This is a genomic window from Aureisphaera sp. (assembly GCF_059726885.1).
On record NZ_AP041051.1, the window covers coordinates 277713 to 292904 of the forward strand.

The window sequence follows — 15192 nt, forward strand, 5'->3', positions numbered from 1 at the left end:
CATCATGAACAAAGAACATCCCAACATCAACATATTAATGAGGTTCAACCCCGCAGACCCAGATACTTTGGCTGAGGTGTTAGCAGAAGATTTCGTATGGCATTATATTAATCCGGAGCTGTCCGATTTAGAGGGAGACTATTTCGGCCTCTCTGGTTTGAAGGATTTCTTCAATAGATTGGCTGGTCGTACCGGTGGTTCCTTTAAGGTAAATCCTGTATCCATAACCCCAATGGGAGATGAACTAATCATTACCCATGTCAAGGACACAATGTCACTAGATGGTGGACCCATGGAGATTGACGCCATTGTTGTATGGTGTATTATTGATGGTAAGATCAAAGAAGCCTGGGACATCCCTATTGTTCATACGGCAAAAGTGATAAAAGCTATAACAGGAAAATTATGAAATTAGTAGAAGTAACCCCTGAGAATGCGATAAAAGAAACCTTCTTCTGCATAAAAGATACCAAAAGACAAGGGTTTAAAGATAAAGTCAAATGGTTTAAAAAACGCTATAAGGAAGGCCTCCGTATAAAGATCTTAAAAAACGATGAAGACAAGATGATTGGTTTCATAGAATATGTCCCAGCCAAATTCGCTTGGCGACCTATAGATGCCGATAACTATATGTTCATCCATTGCACCTACATTTATTCCAAAAAAGAGCGAAGTAAGGGCTTTGGTTCCATGCTTATTGAAGATGCGGAAAAAGTGGCAAAAGCCAAAAACATGGATGGAGTCTGTGTAATAACCAGCAAAGGAGGTTGGTTAGCCAATAAAACCCTTTTTGAGAAAAATGGTTTTGAACAGATTGAAGCAAAGGACCGATTCGAACTACTTTCTAAAACATGGAACCGTGAAGCGGCGAAACCGAAATTTCACAATTGGACCAGCCAACAGGAAAAGTATAAAGGCTGGCACTTACTATATGCCGATCAGTGTCCATGGAATGAGAAGTCGGTGGCAGCGATACTAAACGTTGCTATGGACTATGGAATAGATTTAAAAGTATCTAAACTCAACACCGTGCAAGAAGTTAAAATGGCCCCTTCTGGTTTTGGTGTTTTTAATTTGTTGCATGATGGTAAGCTGTTAGACGACCATTACTTAAGTGCCACTCGTTTCAGGAATATACTGGAAAAGGAACTCAACATTTAATCATTAAACTCATGAATAAGCGCGTATTATTAGCCAAAAGGCCGAAGGGATTGCCTGACGAATCAACATGGCAACTAGAAGAGCAGCCTATTCCCACTATTGAAGAAGGTGAAGCCTTGATTAAAACAGAATATATATCTATAGACCCCGCCATGCGTGGCTGGATCACTGATAAGAAATCATATCTGCCACCAGTACAAGTTGGAGCCGTGATGCGCGCCGCTAGTGTAGGTAAAGTAATTGAGTCTAATAACTCAAACATAAAAGTAGGTGACTATTACGCCGGGTTTAGCGGTGTACATCAATATGTGGTGACAGATGGTACAGGTTGGGTACAAGTTGACCCAAATCTGGCTCCGCTGCCCAAATATCTTAGTGTATTAGGCTTGACAGGTCGTACAGCATATTTCGGATTGCTCTATATAGGCCAACCAAAAGAAGGAGAAACCGTCTTGGTCTCTGGTGCGGCCGGTGCAGTTGGTAGTGTTGTGGGGCAAATAGCAAAGATCAAAGGCTGCCGTGTTGTCGGAATTGCAGGAGGCAAAGAAAAATGCGATTACATAGTGAATGAACTTGGCTTTGACGGCGCTATTGATTACAAAAATGAGGATGTAAGAACTCGAATCAAAGAATTATGCCCAGACGGAATTGATATTTATTATGACAATGTAGGCGGTGAAATACTGGATATCGCCCTCGCTCAGATCAATAGAAAGGCGCGCATTGTTATATGTGGTGCAATTTCCCAGTACAATAGCACGAAGTTCAAAGGGCCTGCTAATTATTACCACTTACTCACTAACAGAGCGAAAATGGAAGGGTTCGTTGTCATAGATTACGCCAAGGACTACCCAATTGCCTTTAAGCAAATGGGGCAATGGATGATGGAGGGGAAATTAAGGTCTAAAGAATTTATTATTGAGGGAATAGAAAACTTTCACGATGCTTTTCTAAGACTCTTTTCCGGAGAGAAATTAGGCAAACTGGTTCTGAAAGTCGCATAGTAAACTAAGCTTCAATTAAATGAAAATTACATTAATTGTTATCGGCTATTACGGAGGCTTTAAAAAAGTAAAGGCTATGGAAGTTAAGATGCTTTCATAAGTAATCTGCAATAAAAAATAGATATTATGTCTTCAACAAATCGTATAACCAAAATTGTTGGAATATTATTTATCATGGCTACGGCTACTTCTTCACTGAGCATCTGGATCACCGAACCCATTTTTGGAGCCGCGAATTTACTAGAGGCATTTTCTGACAAATCAAGTCAAATTACAATAGCAGCACTTCTTATGCTTGTAGATGCCATTTCAGTTGCATTTATCGCCATATTATTATTTCCTATTCTTAAACAGAAAAATGAAGGCTTGGCACTGGGGTATGTAGGTATGCGTATTATGGAAGGGCTTCTATTCGCTGCTCATGTTGCGGCATTTTTAGCTGTATTGTCCATAAGCAAGGATTATTCAGTAAGTAGTGTTCATGATGTAAATAACTTCCAAACCATAGGTCATTCCCTATTGATGCTAGCAGAAGCCACATTCGACATTGGACTCGGTATCGTTTTTACTATTTCTGCCCTGATACTGAATTACATATTATTCCGATTTGCACTCGTTCCTAGGTGGTTGTCCGCTTGGGGTTTTCTTGGAGCCCTAGTAACCATGACCATAGTACTATTGAAATATTTTGATATAAAAGTAACGGAAGCCCTAGATTTTATAATAGGAATACAAGAAATGGTGTTTGCAATATGGCTCATTAGCAAAGGGTTAAAAGTTCAGGAAAAGAAGAAATTAACATGAAATATTTCATCACTAATTTATCAATCAGCAAAGCTGGTATGACTGTTGGGATTGCGTTTATTACTTCAACTATATTCGTCACCGCAGTAGATGATTTTATTTTGGCCAATTTCGTTGTGCCGGGAGACACCGCAGCACTTGCTAGAGATATTGAGGCAAATGGAAGGCTATTTGCTTTTGCTCTTATTGGTTACTTCATAGTACTTGTACTTGATTCTATTATTGGCCTCGCACTTTATGTAGTGCTTAAGCCGACCAACAAAAGTCTTGCTTTGATTACCTCGGCTCTCAGGTTGCTCTACGCTTTTACAGTGATGATTGGGATGATTGCTCTGGCATTGCAAATTATCGATGCTTATGGGTATGCAAACCTTAAACTTATTGGATACTTATTCTTCACCTTGCATATCTTGGTACTTGGGTATTCGGTTTTCAAATCAGGATATATACCGAAAAGTCTTGGCATATTATTGATTCTTGCTTCGTTCACGTATATAGTATTTTTTGTAGATCTTAATTTACCTGAAGCATTAATGACAATTCTAATGCTAATAATGGCTATTGCGGAACTTTCACTAAGTATCTGGCTAATTGTAAAAAGGAAGATACTACCAAAATAGACTATTACAATGAATGAATCATATCATCCGTTTAAGTCAGAAAAGGCGAAAGAAAAATATCTTGCATTTTATGATGAACATGCTAGACTATGGCCTGTCCCATCAGAGAATAAATATATTGAAACTTCTTATGGTCAGACCTATGTCCGGATAAGTGGTCCAGAAGATAAACCACCTTTAATTCTTTTGCCTGGAGATACTGAAAATTCACTGTCATGGATACCTCAGATAAAGGATTTTTCAGAACAGTACAGAACCTATGCATTAGACCAAATTTATGATAATGGCCGTAGCATATATTCCCGTCCATTGAAAGAGCCGGCAGATTTTGTTAACTGGTTAAATGAATTGTTTAACTCATTAAATTTGAAACATGATATTAATCTCTTGGGATTCTCATACGGTGGATGGCTAACCAGTATCTATGCCCTTGCACATCCCGAAAGACTTAATAAAGTTATACTAATCTCCCCCTCCTCAACGGTGATGCAACCAAGAGTTGGGTACTTAATAATTGCCATAATAACCCATTTCTTCCCAACTTATTTTTTTGTAAGAAGACTGGTGAATTGGGAAAGAAAATGTTTGGTAAAACAAGGAGCAGTAGGTCGAGCTAAGGCCGATCAAATGATTGAAGAAGTTGTATTGGCAGGAAAGTGTTTTAAAAAAAGAAAATTTGTCAATTCAACTGTAATGTCGGATCGTGATTTACAAAACCTGAAAGTTCCTACATTATATCTTATAGGGGATCAAGAAGTTTTGTACGCTCCAAATAAAGTTGTGCAGCGGCTTAATTACGTTGCGCCACAAATAAAAACAGAGATTATACCTGATGCCAGTCATGATATAACACATTCCCAATCAGTGATAGTAAACCGAACAATTCTCAATTTTCTACAGGAAGAATAAGGTTTATAAACAAACCATCTCAATTCAATCAACAAACTGATTTTCATCATTTTATATAATGCTCTAAGGAAGTACTTTGTGACTTAAAACAAAAATCATGAAGGCACATTTTTTTTCCATTTTACTTATCCTTTCTGTGGGGTTATGTTTTGGTCAAACCGATAGTTCAACAACCCATGAAACCACAGTCGGATTTGAACTTGATGCAGTACCGTATATTTTCAAGGGATATTATGGCTCGATCTGGATCGGTCACAAGCATTTCAGATATAGGGCAGTTATTACAAAAATAGAAACACCAGACTTTATCCTAGAAGATGGATTTACCAATAATAATATGAAAGTTTATGCCGCCATTGTGGATTATTTTTTTAAACCAGACTTTAATGGCTGGTGGATAGGACCAGGAATAGAGTATTGGGATGCTGAGATACAAACCAATGCAGAATTGGAAATTTCGGAATACGAAAATTTCATATTCACCCTTGGCGGAGGATATGTCTGGAAGTTCTATAAAAATTTTTATTTGAATCCTTGGGTAGCAGGACATCTTAGAATAGCCGGGGATAAAGACGTAGGAGTAGACCAAAGCACCTACAAAACACCTTTTTTTACACCCGAAATTTCGCTTAAGCTAGGTTGGCATTTTTAGCCCAACAATGAAGATTTAAAACCATGAAAAGACGAAAATTTATAACCCTTGCAGGGATAGGAGTTGTAGCCATTGGCGGAGCAACCTATTTTATCAATAACAATTACCAAATGAGTAAATACAATAAGGACGTGGCTACTATTTGGAGCCATTCAAGCAAATTTACTGGGTCAGATGAAGTCGTTATGAAAGAATTGGTTCGATATGCCACTTTAGCAGCTAACAGTCACAATACCCAACCTTGGCTTTTCAAAATAGGAAAACGAAGTATTACCATTTCTCCTGATTTTGACCGCAGATGTCCAGTTGTTGATCCAGATGATCACCATCTGTACGCCAGTCTGGGTTGTGCTACAGAAAACATTGTACACGCCGCCAAAGCCTTTGGGTTAAAAGCCAACGTTTATGTTCAAAATAATACGATTGAAATAGATTTTGAACCTATGTCCATTGAAAACACTCAATTGTTTCAGGCCATACCCAAACGACAATGTACAAAAGTCACATATAATGGAAAGAAAGTAGCAGGAAATGAGCTAAAGATATTGGAAATGTCCGCTCAAGATGAAGGGATATCCACGCAACTATTTACCGATAAAAAGGATATGGAAACTATTTTGGAATATTTAGTTGAAGGCAATACTGCTCAAATGCGCGATGAAGCTTTTATAAGAGAGCTTAAGAAATGGATAAGGTACAATGCCTCTTCTGCACGCAAACATGGTGATGGCCTGTTCTCGGCAACAACGGGCAACCCCACGGCACCCAATTGGCTGGGAGACTTGATCTTTAGTATGGCCTTTACCGAAAAAGCGGAGAACGACAAGTATATGGAACAAATGCGAAGCTCTGCAGGTGTAATAGCCTTCATTTCGGACAAGGATACTATAGAACATTGGATCAAGGCAGGAAGAAGTTATCAGCGCTTTGCCTTACAAGCTACGGCCTTAGGGCTAAAACATGCCTTTATAAATCAACCTGTTGAAGTACCAGAGGTGAGAGCTCAATTTGCAGACTATTTGGGCATTGGAGACCGTCGAACGGATCTGCTAGTGCGTTTTGGGTACGGTCCTGAAATGCCAAAAACAATGCGCAGGCCTATAGATCAAGTCATAGTTCAAGGATAATGATAATAGTTTGAAGAGTACGATGAAAAAAGCAATGAGTACCTTAGGTTTAATTCAGGCATTTGTAGCCATAGGGGCTATTCCGGCTGGACTTTTTGTGATTATTGACCCCAGCGGCTCGGCTATAGGAGCACCGCTTGAAATGTTACAGCACTCCCCTTTTCAAGACTTTCTAATTCCGGGAATTTTCCTTTTTACTTTTAATGGTGTTTTTCATGCCATCGGTGCATGGTCTTCGCTTACTAAGAAACCATATGCCGGAAGATTGGGCTTTTGGTTAGGGTTAATTTTAATAGCTTGGATCGTGGTTCAAGTCTATTTTCTCCAATCCATCCATTATTTGCATCTGCTGTATCTAGCAGTTGGTATTGTTGAAGCGATCCTAGCGTATAGCATAAGGTCAGGTTCTAAAGCGATCAATAACGTCCAAAAGCCGAATACATCTTCGAAATGAAAAATCCCGATGCTAAAATGCATCGGGATTCCGCTTGTGGTGACCTCGGCAGGATTATCCTTCGGTGTTCCTTTGAATCCCCATGTGAAAATATAAAGCTCTCATCGCCGAAAATGGCGATATCCATTTTCATTTCAATCCATTTACAAAAGCAGTGGCTTTTGACATTCCCTGAAACGAAAAACCCACTCCGTCAAGGAGTGGATTTATACTTTAAGTGACCTCGGCAGGATTCAAACCTGCAACCTTCTGAGCCGTAATCAGATGCGCTATTCAGTTGCGCCACGAGGCCGTTTTAAGGGCTGCAAATATAAAACTTTTTTGTTTATTAAATCAAATTTAAAATGAAAAAACCGCCATCTCTCAATGGCGGTTCATTGTTGCAATACTAAGGTCGGTTTGTTAATACATATTGCGCAATGCGGTAATATCATTACCGTTAAATTCTCCATCCTCATTACTGCTGAAACATGCCAGCATTACAGAAGTTGAATCATATCCAGTTGGAGTTCCACTTACATGAACGGCGCCAATGCTACCAGCACCTTCATTCACATTTTGGCCACAGCTCTGACGGCTGAACCAATCGGTATGACGGAATCCTACCGAATGTCCGATTTCATGCGTAATTACATGCTCATTCACATTCGTACTGTATCCGGACAATCCATAAATCTGAACAAATTGATAAGGCAATCCATTACTTGGAAATCCTGCACTTCCTCCAGATCCGGATTGGTTAGGATTACGGTATACTACCATATCCTTTGTCTGCCAATTGGTTCCAAAGGTCAGGGTAAAACTAATGGAAACCCCACTTAGACGATTGTAGTTATTCACCGCCCATTGCAAGGCCGTTTGCTCTTTGCTGGAAAGACCAAATCCGCCTCCACCCGTGTAACCAATTATAGAAATGTTTCTTCCTTGGCTTACTAGGTTGAACGTACGATACTGTCGATCGGTTTCACTTTGCTGATCTTCGGCTGCTTTCGCTAGGGCAAAAAGCTCTTCTTCACTTAACACCACGTCCTCTTCGAAAAACAATCGTTCCTCCGAAGTTCCGTCGGGAAAGTAGAAGGTATCGTACTTAATGAAGTTGGTGTTGAGTTCTAAAATGCCAGCGGCATCTACTACGTCTTGAGGAATCTCTTTGGTAAGATTGGCGGATTCCTGTTCATTTGCGATTTCCTCATCTTTGGAACAGGAAACCAAAATAAGACCTAGGCACAAAGTGCCTAAAAATCCATACTTGAATTTTTTCATTGTTGATGGTATTAGTGATTAGTACTAAATTAGGTTTGTTGCTCAAATTTAGTAAATTTTTATTAATAATCCATCAAAAATCTATTTTTTATAAATTTAATTCAATGAAAATGCGTTAAACATGATAAATCATTAATCCATAAATTCAGTAGGGTAAAACCGTAAAATCAGATAATTTCGGCAGATAAGCCCGCTTCCTGCAATTTACTGCAGCGTGGTTTTAGGTCATCGAAGGACCCAGATTTCACGGTACACTTTCCTTTGTAATGGACAATAATGGAACATTGTTCGGCCTGCTCCGGAGTATGGTCGCAGGCATAGATAAGCATGTTTATAACATGGTCGAACGTATTTACATCGTCATTATAGAGTACAATCTGGTTTTCTTTATCCTCTTGTTCCAAGACCAAGAGGTCTTCTTGCAGTTTTTCCTGAGTTCCCATAGTACCCCAAATTTAAAAATTTTTGCACAAAAACCCTATTATCAATTTGTTAGATCGTGAATTTACGACTTAACGAATTTCGCAGCAATCCAGTTGTTCTTCTCTTTGTGGGTTACATATTTCATTCCTAAGCCTTCACAGCATGCCTTGATCCTATCCAGGTCTTCTTTATAAAACCCACTAAGGTACAGCTCACCACTCGGCAACAACGCACTTTCGTAAACAGGCATATCCTTAAGAAGAATATTCCTATTAATATTGGCAATAATAGTATGGTAAGTAGGCTCGGTCGTTAACAATGCGGCATCCCCTAATTGCACCTTGATATGTTGACACTGATTTCTTTCACAGTTCTCCACGCTATTTTCCACACACCATTCGTCAATATCTATAGCATCCAATTGTGTGGCTCCCCGTTTTTCGGCAAGTATCGCCAAAACTGCCGTACCACACCCCATATCCAGTACTGTTTTACCTTCGAAATCATTTTCCAAAATGAACTGAAGGATCATATAGGTGGTTTCATGATGTCCCGTGCCAAATGACATCTTAGGCTCTATGATGATTTCATAGGTTACATTATAAGGTTCATGAAAAGGAGCCCTTACGGCACAATCATCATTCACCACAATGGGATTGAAATTACGCTCCCATTCCGCATTCCAGTTTACCTGTTCAATTTCTGTATGGCTATGGTTGATCTGAAACTCGGGAGAGTGTAAAATTTGGATATCATTCAAAATGGTATTGCTCCAATCATCTTTTTGAATATACGCCTTCACCCCCTTCTCATTTTCAACAAAGCTTTCGAATCCGGCATATCCCAATTCAGCTATTAAAATCTCAACTCCCGGTTGCAAAGGGGTTACCCTAAAATCATATTCTATATACGTGGACACCTACCTAAGATTAATTAAATGCATTCACAATTGCAGAGAAATCTTCAGCCTTCAAAGAGGCCCCTCCAATGAGACCACCATCCACATCGGGCTTGCCAAAAATTTCGGCCGCATTGTTCGGTTTTACACTGCCTCCATATAGAATAGAGACCTCGTTTGCAATAGATTCATCATAAGCCCCAACAATGGTCTGTCTAATAAAATGGTGCATTTCCTGCGCCTGCGCCGGACTTGCTGTTTCTCCTGTTCCTATGGCCCAAACTGGCTCATACGCTAATACTATTTGCTTCCAATCGTCTTTAGAAATATGAAACAATCCTTCTTCCAATTGTTGTTTTACCACATCGAAATGCCTGTTTTCCTTGCGTTCATTCAATTCTTCCCCAAAACAAAAAATCACCTTCATTTCGTTTTCCAATGCCGCAGAAACCTTTTTCCCCAACAAAGCATTATCCTCACCGAAATAAGCACGCCTTTCACTATGTCCGAGAATAACGGTCTCCACACCTACGCTTTTCAGCATCTGGGCGGACACTTCGCCTGTATACGCACCATTCGATTCTTGATGCATGTTTTGCGCCGCTACCTGGATGGGAGTGTTTTTAAGAAGATTATAGGCACTATATAAATTAACGAAAGGCGGTGTAACAATAACTTGAACGCTAGGGTCCAATTTTTGTTCCATTAATCGGGACAATAGATAATCCGTTTCCGACAGGTCACAATTCATTTTCCAATTTCCTGCTACAATATTTTTTCTCATAATTCTGGTATTTTCAATAACTATTATGTTTTCACTTTAGGGTCTAACCAACCATAAAGTACATCTACTACTATATTAATGATTATAAATAATAGGGCTATGATTAAAACAGCGCCCATTATGATAGGTAGGTCTAAAGTATTCAATGCATCTACGATTTCCTTTCCCAAACCATTCCAACCAAATATATACTCAACAAACACGGCTCCTGCCAACATGGACGCAAACCATCCGGAAACTGCTGTAACTACAGGGTTTAATGCATTCTTTAAGGCATGTTTCCTTATGATGGTGAAATAAGACAGGCCTTTTGCCTTGGCAGTCCTAATATAATCCTGGGCCAGTACTTCGATCAAGGAATTTCTCATCAATTGACTTACGACAGCCAATGGGCGAATCCCCAATACAATTGCTGGTAACAGGAGGTTTTTCCATTGAATATAACTTCCTTCCCCAAAGTCATCTACTTCGTACCAGCTTCCTGTCATATTTAATTGGGTATATTCATGAAGCACGTAGCCAAACAACCATGCAAAAACAATGGCGCTAAAAAAGGAAGGCACGCTCATGCCCAAGGTGCTTACCAACTGTATGGTTTTATCTATCCATCCATCTTTGTACACCACAGAAATGATTCCCAAGCCAATTCCTAAAAAAATAGCAATGGAAATGGCCGATATGGCTAAAATAAAAGTATTGGGCAGGGTTTCCCTTATTACACTACTTACCTCCTTTCCATTCTTTTGGAAGGACTCCCGTAAATAGGGCCATTTAAAAACCACCTCGGTATTGCCCAATGAAAATAACGCAGACGCCTCGTACTTGCCTTCCCGCAGATAAGTATAATCTCCCTCGGTCCTGCTATGAAAGGAAAGTGGGCAAAGGTCGTTTAGGTAATAGAGATATTGTTTATAGATGGGCTGATCGAACCCATACTTCTTCTTAACAATGGCCAACTGCTCCTCACTTTCGTTTTGTCCGAGCATCATACGCGCAGGATCGCCCGGTAAAATGGTAAACAGGAAAAAGATGACGGTAACCACTCCAAATAAAGTGAGTATGGAATAACCCAATTTTTGAAGCACGTACCTCATCCTCCTAGTTTTTTAAATCATCTATGGTAAGCACCTCATATTCGAAATCATCACCAAATAAACGCTTGGCGTATGCTTCGATGGGTTCGGTAAAGCCAATTTCAGTTCTTCTTGCATTTACATTATCAGGATCGGAAATCGGCCAAATATAGCTTCTGCCGTTCATGGTTTGTCCTTGGGTTCCGTAAATCTGGGGCTCTCCCTTACCCATTAGATAACGGTCTTCCATCATGGCTACCAACTTCATGGGTAACTCTCCATCCTCACCAGCTTTTTTAATGATTGGGATGTACTTTGGAATTCGCTTGCTATGTTGCAATACATACCAGGCTACACTTTGGGTTTCTTCCCCAACAATAGACTTACCCGGGTATCCTTTTTCATCAAATATTTTTGAAACAAACTCCATGTTGGTAGAATCTATGGCAGATTGCTTGCCCCAAAGGGCATCTATCCCATAATCTTCTTCTTCAAAACCAGCTTCCATTGCCAATTGTGCCCTTTCTTCTTCAGAATCGGTATACATGAGTGCACGGTAACGCTGATCCAAAACGCCTATACTATCCAAGCTTTGCTTTAATTTAAAATCCAGATTGGGCATAGCACCTTCCTGCTCACTTAATTGTAAATCCAAAGCATCGTTCCAGTGCAACTTTTGCATAATGGTTCCTTGTTGCCATTCTAAAATTCCGGGGTTGCTTCTAACGATCGTCTTGAGGGTGGTCATGTCGCAGAAATAGAACTTGAAATTCAACTTATGCCGTTTTGCCAGTTCTTCTGTTTCCTCCGTACTGGAGGCAGAGAGCCCAATGACCTTATACCCTTTCTTAAGGGCATCGTCCGTTACCGTTTTAATATTCCCAAATCCTTGATGTTCGGTATTATCAAGATTATAGGCTATAACCACTAGGAGGTGTTCCTCCCCTAAAAATTCGAACGTAAAGTCTTCGCCATCCCGTTCCATAGAGAAATCGTGAATGGGCGGTTCATAGGGTTCGCGTTCAAATCGCGTTTCTACCCCAATACGTGTTCCGCCTTCTGGCTTGGGATCACGACCGGTTGTATTTACAATTACTTCTTTCTTGCCATTGATTTCGTATTCCCACATATATTCAATAATCGGTGGGAGGGCATCCTCGGGAACGGTCATCCCCTCTTCTATATTGGCCCCGATTTTATAAGCTCTAAAGTCCTTAACCGGCAAATGCATTAACACATGGTATCCAAACCACAGACAAAACACCAATGAAGCCGTAACGATTAGGCTCCGTCCTATCTTAGAGAAGAAAGGTTGAATATGCTTTCTTCCAAACCAGAGGATAAGGATGAGTACCAAAAGCACTATGTCTTTCCAAAACGATTGCCATGGGGTCAATTTAAGCGCATCACCAAAGCATCCACAGTCCGTAACTTTATTGAAATAGGCCGAGTAAAAGGTAAGAAAGGTGAAGAAAATGATCATCCCCAAGAGACTTATGAGTGTAAATTTCTTGGCATAGCCCACAATAATCATAATGCCCAAAAGCACTTCAAAAACCACTACGAAAATGGCAATTCCCAACGCATAGGGAACCAAAAATTCTAAATTCAGCACTTCGGGTGCAAAGTAATCCTGCAACTTAAACGAGAACCCAACTGGATCGTTGAGTTTTATCATTCCGCTGATGATAAAGAGAATTCCAACAAATATTCGGGTAATCCCAACAAGTATTTTCATATTCGATAGTTTATGGAGTGCTAATTAGCCAATGGATTCGTTTAGATGAATCATAGCAAAAACACTGTAATTGATCATATCTTGATAATTTGCGTCAATACCTTCACTTACCAACGTCTTACCTTGGTTGTCCTCAATCTGCTTCACCCGTAATAATTTCTGAAGGATAAGATCGGTCAAACTACTTACGCGCATGTCCCTCCAAGCTTCACCGTAATCGTGATTTTTATCCATCATAAGCTTTTTGGTAACCGCTATTTGCTCATCGTACAATCTAGTTGCCTTCTCCACATCTAAATCCGGTTGTTCTACCACACCCATCTCCAACTGAATCAGTGCCATAATGGAATAATTGATTATCCCAATAAATTCACTCCGTTCCCCCTCGTCCACTTTTCGAACCTCATTTTGCTGAAGACTCCTAATACGTTGGGCCTTTATGAATATTTGGTCCGTTAAGGAAGGTAATCTAAGAATGCGCCAAGCGCTACCATAGTCTTTCATTTTATTGATGAACAGCGATCTACAGGTTTCTATAACGCTATCATACTGAAGGGAAGTGTCTGACATAAATATGTGTAAGAATTTGTGTAAATTTCGCTTAAATAAATCAATTTAAAAAATTGTACACCCTCAATTGTAAAGGCACCCTAGTCGATCTCTCCAAACCTAAGATAATGGGGATTGTAAATGTTACGACAGACTCATTTTTTGAGGCTAGCAGGGCCACTCAAACATCCGAAATTCTCGCTAAGGCCTCCACCCATTTAGAGGAAGGTGCCACGTTTTTAGATGTTGGAGGTTACAGCACTCGGCCTGGTTCTGACGAAATTAGTGAGGAAGAAGAATTGAAACGTGTGTTACCAGCCATTGAAACGATACTAAAAGAATTTCCGAAAGCCCTAATCTCGGTCGACACTTTTCGAAGCCAAGTCGCAAAAAATGCCCTTGAAATGGGTGCTTGTATGGTGAATGATATTTCCGGTGGACTCCTGGATGATAACATGCTGGATACCGTTGCCAAGTATCAAGTTCCCTATGTTATAATGCACATGCGCGGAACACCCCACACAATGATGGAAGATACAAGGTACGACCATATAACCACAGAGGTACGCTACTATTTTTCGGAACGATTGGCTGCCGCTCGACAGGCCGGGATAAACGATGTTATTGTGGATCCGGGATTTGGATTTTCAAAAACCCTTCAACAGAATTTTGAATTGTTTGCCGATTTGGATCTGTTATTGCCGTTGGAAGAACCCATTCTTGTTGGGGTTTCCAGAAAATCAATGATTTATAAGGCACTTAACAGCACCCCCAATGAAGCATTGAATGGAACCACTGCCCTTCATGCCATTGCATTACAAAAAGGCGCTTCCATTCTAAGGGTACACGATGTAAAAGAAGCGATGGAGTGCGTCACATTGTTGGAAAACCTAAAACAGCTTTCTTAAGATTTCAAAAATTAACCTACTTTTACAAAAAGCCTAATAGCATTGGAATTATTCGATTTCCAGGAAATACGGATTATAGATATTATTGATGTCGTTCTTGTGGCGGCCCTTATGTATTACCTCTATAAATTGGTAAAAGGAACTGTGGCCATCAATATATTCGTTGGGATCGTAATCATGTATGGAATTTGGCGCCTTACCGTCCTTATGGATATGCTTTTACTTAGTCGTATCCTAGGAGGTTTTCTGGGTGTCGGAATGGTGGCCCTAGTGGTTGTTTTCCAACAAGAAATCAGGAAGTTTTTACTCATGATAGGCTCTACCAACTTCTCTGCCCGTAAAAGAATGTTACAGCGGTTTAATCTCTTCTCCGATGAAGAATCCCGAACCAATATTTCTGCTATCCTTCGGGCCTGTGCCAAAATGAGCCAAAGCCATACGGGAGCCATCATAGTGCTTAAGCGAAACAATAGTTTGGAATTCGTAAAGAACAGCGGCGATAAAATGAATGCTGAAGTAAACCAACCCATCATTGAAAGTATTTTTTACAAGAATAGTCCCTTGCACGATGGCGCCATCCTAATTGAAGAGAATATCATTACGGCCACTAGGGTGATCCTCCCTGTTTCCAATGAAAAGAAAATACCTCAGCGTTTTGGTTTGCGGCACCGCGCTGCTCTCGGGATTACCGAAAAAAGTGATGCTGTGTGTATTGTGGTCTCGGAAGAAAATGGCCAGATTTCTTACTTGAAAGAAGGTGATTTTGTGCTATACGATGGTTTGGATGAACTTCAATCATTACTCAAAAAAGACCTCAGTTTTTAA

General features: G+C 40.1%; 18 protein-coding genes and 1 tRNA gene. 11 read left to right on the forward strand and 8 right to left on the reverse strand.

The window, feature by feature from the left end; all coding sequences use genetic code 11:
* Positions 1-4: 4 nt before the first annotated feature.
* The 9 genes from AC6JAD_RS01355 to AC6JAD_RS01395 all read left to right on the forward strand — a co-directional run bounded on the left by AC6JAD_RS01355 (position 5) and on the right by AC6JAD_RS01395 (position 6731).
* The gene (locus AC6JAD_RS01355) at positions 5-409 is read left to right on the forward strand and encodes a nuclear transport factor 2 family protein (protein WP_461304239.1); all 405 of its coding nucleotides are present in this window, start codon (positions 5-7) and stop codon (positions 407-409) included.
* Complete coding sequence (locus AC6JAD_RS01360) at positions 406-1161, forward strand: GNAT family N-acetyltransferase (RefSeq protein ID WP_461304240.1); 756 nt, start codon at positions 406-408, stop codon at positions 1159-1161. The genes AC6JAD_RS01355 and AC6JAD_RS01360 overlap by 4 nt, the downstream gene beginning before the upstream one ends.
* Before the next feature lie 11 nt (positions 1162-1172).
* Entirely contained in the window at positions 1173-2165 is a 993-nt protein-coding gene (locus AC6JAD_RS01365) for an NADP-dependent oxidoreductase (protein WP_461304241.1), read from the forward strand.
* Positions 2166-2291: 126 nt separating this feature from the next.
* Positions 2292-2969, forward strand: coding sequence for a DUF4386 domain-containing protein (locus AC6JAD_RS01370; RefSeq protein WP_461304242.1), 678 nt, complete (start codon positions 2292-2294; stop codon positions 2967-2969).
* Positions 2966-3589: a DUF4386 domain-containing protein gene (locus tag AC6JAD_RS01375; protein ID WP_461304243.1), complete on the forward strand. Its 624-nt coding sequence runs from the start codon at positions 2966-2968 to the stop codon at positions 3587-3589. Before AC6JAD_RS01370 ends, AC6JAD_RS01375 begins: the two co-directional genes overlap by 4 nt.
* A 9-nt stretch (positions 3590-3598) precedes the next feature.
* Entirely contained in the window at positions 3599-4498 is a 900-nt protein-coding gene (locus tag AC6JAD_RS01380) for an alpha/beta fold hydrolase (RefSeq protein ID WP_461304244.1), read from the forward strand.
* Positions 4499-4595: 97 nt separating this feature from the next.
* A complete protein-coding gene (locus AC6JAD_RS01385) occupies positions 4596-5150 on the forward strand; it encodes a hypothetical protein (RefSeq protein WP_461304245.1) in 555 nt (184 codons plus the stop codon).
* A 23-nt stretch (positions 5151-5173) separates the two neighbouring features.
* A complete protein-coding gene (locus AC6JAD_RS01390; RefSeq protein WP_461304246.1) occupies positions 5174-6277 on the forward strand; it encodes an Acg family FMN-binding oxidoreductase in 1104 nt (367 codons plus the stop codon).
* 22 nt (positions 6278-6299) lie between these two features.
* The gene (locus tag AC6JAD_RS01395; protein WP_461304247.1) at positions 6300-6731 is read left to right on the forward strand and encodes a hypothetical protein; all 432 of its coding nucleotides are present in this window, start codon (positions 6300-6302) and stop codon (positions 6729-6731) included.
* A 218-nt stretch (positions 6732-6949) separates the two neighbouring features.
* Here AC6JAD_RS01395 and AC6JAD_RS01400 read toward each other — a convergent pair.
* From AC6JAD_RS01400 to AC6JAD_RS01435, 8 genes are all read right to left on the reverse strand, one after another.
* Positions 6950-7023: transfer RNA gene (locus tag AC6JAD_RS01400), tRNA-Arg, on the reverse strand.
* Between the two features lie 110 nt (positions 7024-7133).
* On the reverse strand, positions 7134-7994 hold the full coding sequence (locus tag AC6JAD_RS01405) for a M57 family metalloprotease (protein ID WP_461304248.1): 861 nt from the start codon (positions 7992-7994) through the stop codon (positions 7134-7136).
* Between the two features lie 167 nt (positions 7995-8161).
* Positions 8162-8437, reverse strand: a complete 276-nt coding sequence (locus AC6JAD_RS01410) for an ATP-dependent Clp protease adaptor ClpS (RefSeq protein WP_461304249.1) — start codon at positions 8435-8437, stop codon at positions 8162-8164.
* Between the two features lie 62 nt (positions 8438-8499).
* Complete coding sequence (gene prmA, locus AC6JAD_RS01415) at positions 8500-9336, reverse strand: 50S ribosomal protein L11 methyltransferase (RefSeq protein ID WP_461304250.1); 837 nt, start codon at positions 9334-9336, stop codon at positions 8500-8502.
* Positions 9337-9346: 10 nt separating this feature from the next.
* Positions 9347-10099: a triose-phosphate isomerase gene (gene tpiA, locus AC6JAD_RS01420; RefSeq protein ID WP_461304251.1), complete on the reverse strand. Its 753-nt coding sequence runs from the start codon at positions 10097-10099 to the stop codon at positions 9347-9349.
* A gap of 23 nt (positions 10100-10122) precedes the next feature.
* Positions 10123-11193 (reverse strand): ABC transporter permease, encoded by a 1071-nt coding sequence (locus tag AC6JAD_RS01425; RefSeq protein WP_461304252.1) that lies wholly within the window; start codon positions 11191-11193, stop codon positions 10123-10125.
* A gap of 4 nt (positions 11194-11197) precedes the next feature.
* Entirely contained in the window at positions 11198-12910 is a 1713-nt protein-coding gene (locus AC6JAD_RS01430) for a BT_3928 family protein (RefSeq protein ID WP_461304253.1), read from the reverse strand.
* Positions 12911-12934: 24 nt separating this feature from the next.
* Positions 12935-13480 carry a DUF1599 domain-containing protein gene (locus AC6JAD_RS01435; protein ID WP_461304254.1) on the reverse strand — a complete coding sequence of 182 codons (546 nt, stop codon included), beginning with the start codon at positions 13478-13480 and terminating at the stop codon, positions 12935-12937.
* A gap of 107 nt (positions 13481-13587) precedes the next feature.
* Between AC6JAD_RS01435 and folP the strand changes: the two genes are divergently transcribed.
* The gene (folP, locus tag AC6JAD_RS01440) at positions 13588-14367 is read left to right on the forward strand and encodes a dihydropteroate synthase (protein WP_461304255.1); all 780 of its coding nucleotides are present in this window, start codon (positions 13588-13590) and stop codon (positions 14365-14367) included.
* Positions 14368-14409: 42 nt separating this feature from the next.
* Positions 14410-15192, forward strand: coding sequence for a diadenylate cyclase CdaA (cdaA, locus tag AC6JAD_RS01445; protein WP_461304256.1), 783 nt, complete (start codon positions 14410-14412; stop codon positions 15190-15192).

Coding starts and splice junctions, on each gene's coding strand:
- AC6JAD_RS01355 (WP_461304239.1), top strand. CDS start 5: ATGAACAAAGAACATCCCAACATCAACATATTAATGAGGTTCAACCCC.
- AC6JAD_RS01360 (WP_461304240.1), top strand. CDS start 406: ATGAAATTAGTAGAAGTAACCCCTGAGAATGCGATAAAAGAAACCTTC.
- AC6JAD_RS01365 (WP_461304241.1), top strand. CDS start 1,173: ATGAATAAGCGCGTATTATTAGCCAAAAGGCCGAAGGGATTGCCTGAC.
- AC6JAD_RS01370 (WP_461304242.1), top strand. CDS start 2,292: ATGTCTTCAACAAATCGTATAACCAAAATTGTTGGAATATTATTTATC.
- AC6JAD_RS01375 (WP_461304243.1), top strand. CDS start 2,966: ATGAAATATTTCATCACTAATTTATCAATCAGCAAAGCTGGTATGACT.
- AC6JAD_RS01380 (WP_461304244.1), top strand. CDS start 3,599: ATGAATGAATCATATCATCCGTTTAAGTCAGAAAAGGCGAAAGAAAAA.
- AC6JAD_RS01385 (WP_461304245.1), top strand. CDS start 4,596: ATGAAGGCACATTTTTTTTCCATTTTACTTATCCTTTCTGTGGGGTTA.
- AC6JAD_RS01390 (WP_461304246.1), top strand. CDS start 5,174: ATGAAAAGACGAAAATTTATAACCCTTGCAGGGATAGGAGTTGTAGCC.
- AC6JAD_RS01395 (WP_461304247.1), top strand. CDS start 6,300: ATGAAAAAAGCAATGAGTACCTTAGGTTTAATTCAGGCATTTGTAGCC.
- AC6JAD_RS01405 (WP_461304248.1), bottom strand. CDS start 7,994: ATGAAAAAATTCAAGTATGGATTTTTAGGCACTTTGTGCCTAGGTCTT.
- AC6JAD_RS01410 (WP_461304249.1), bottom strand. CDS start 8,437: ATGGGAACTCAGGAAAAACTGCAAGAAGACCTCTTGGTCTTGGAACAA.
- tpiA (WP_461304251.1), bottom strand. CDS start 10,099: ATGAGAAAAAATATTGTAGCAGGAAATTGGAAAATGAATTGTGACCTG.
- AC6JAD_RS01425 (WP_461304252.1), bottom strand. CDS start 11,193: ATGAGGTACGTGCTTCAAAAATTGGGTTATTCCATACTCACTTTATTT.
- AC6JAD_RS01430 (WP_461304253.1), bottom strand. CDS start 12,910: ATGAAAATACTTGTTGGGATTACCCGAATATTTGTTGGAATTCTCTTT.
- AC6JAD_RS01435 (WP_461304254.1), bottom strand. CDS start 13,480: ATGTCAGACACTTCCCTTCAGTATGATAGCGTTATAGAAACCTGTAGA.
- folP (WP_461304255.1), top strand. CDS start 13,588: ATGGGGATTGTAAATGTTACGACAGACTCATTTTTTGAGGCTAGCAGG.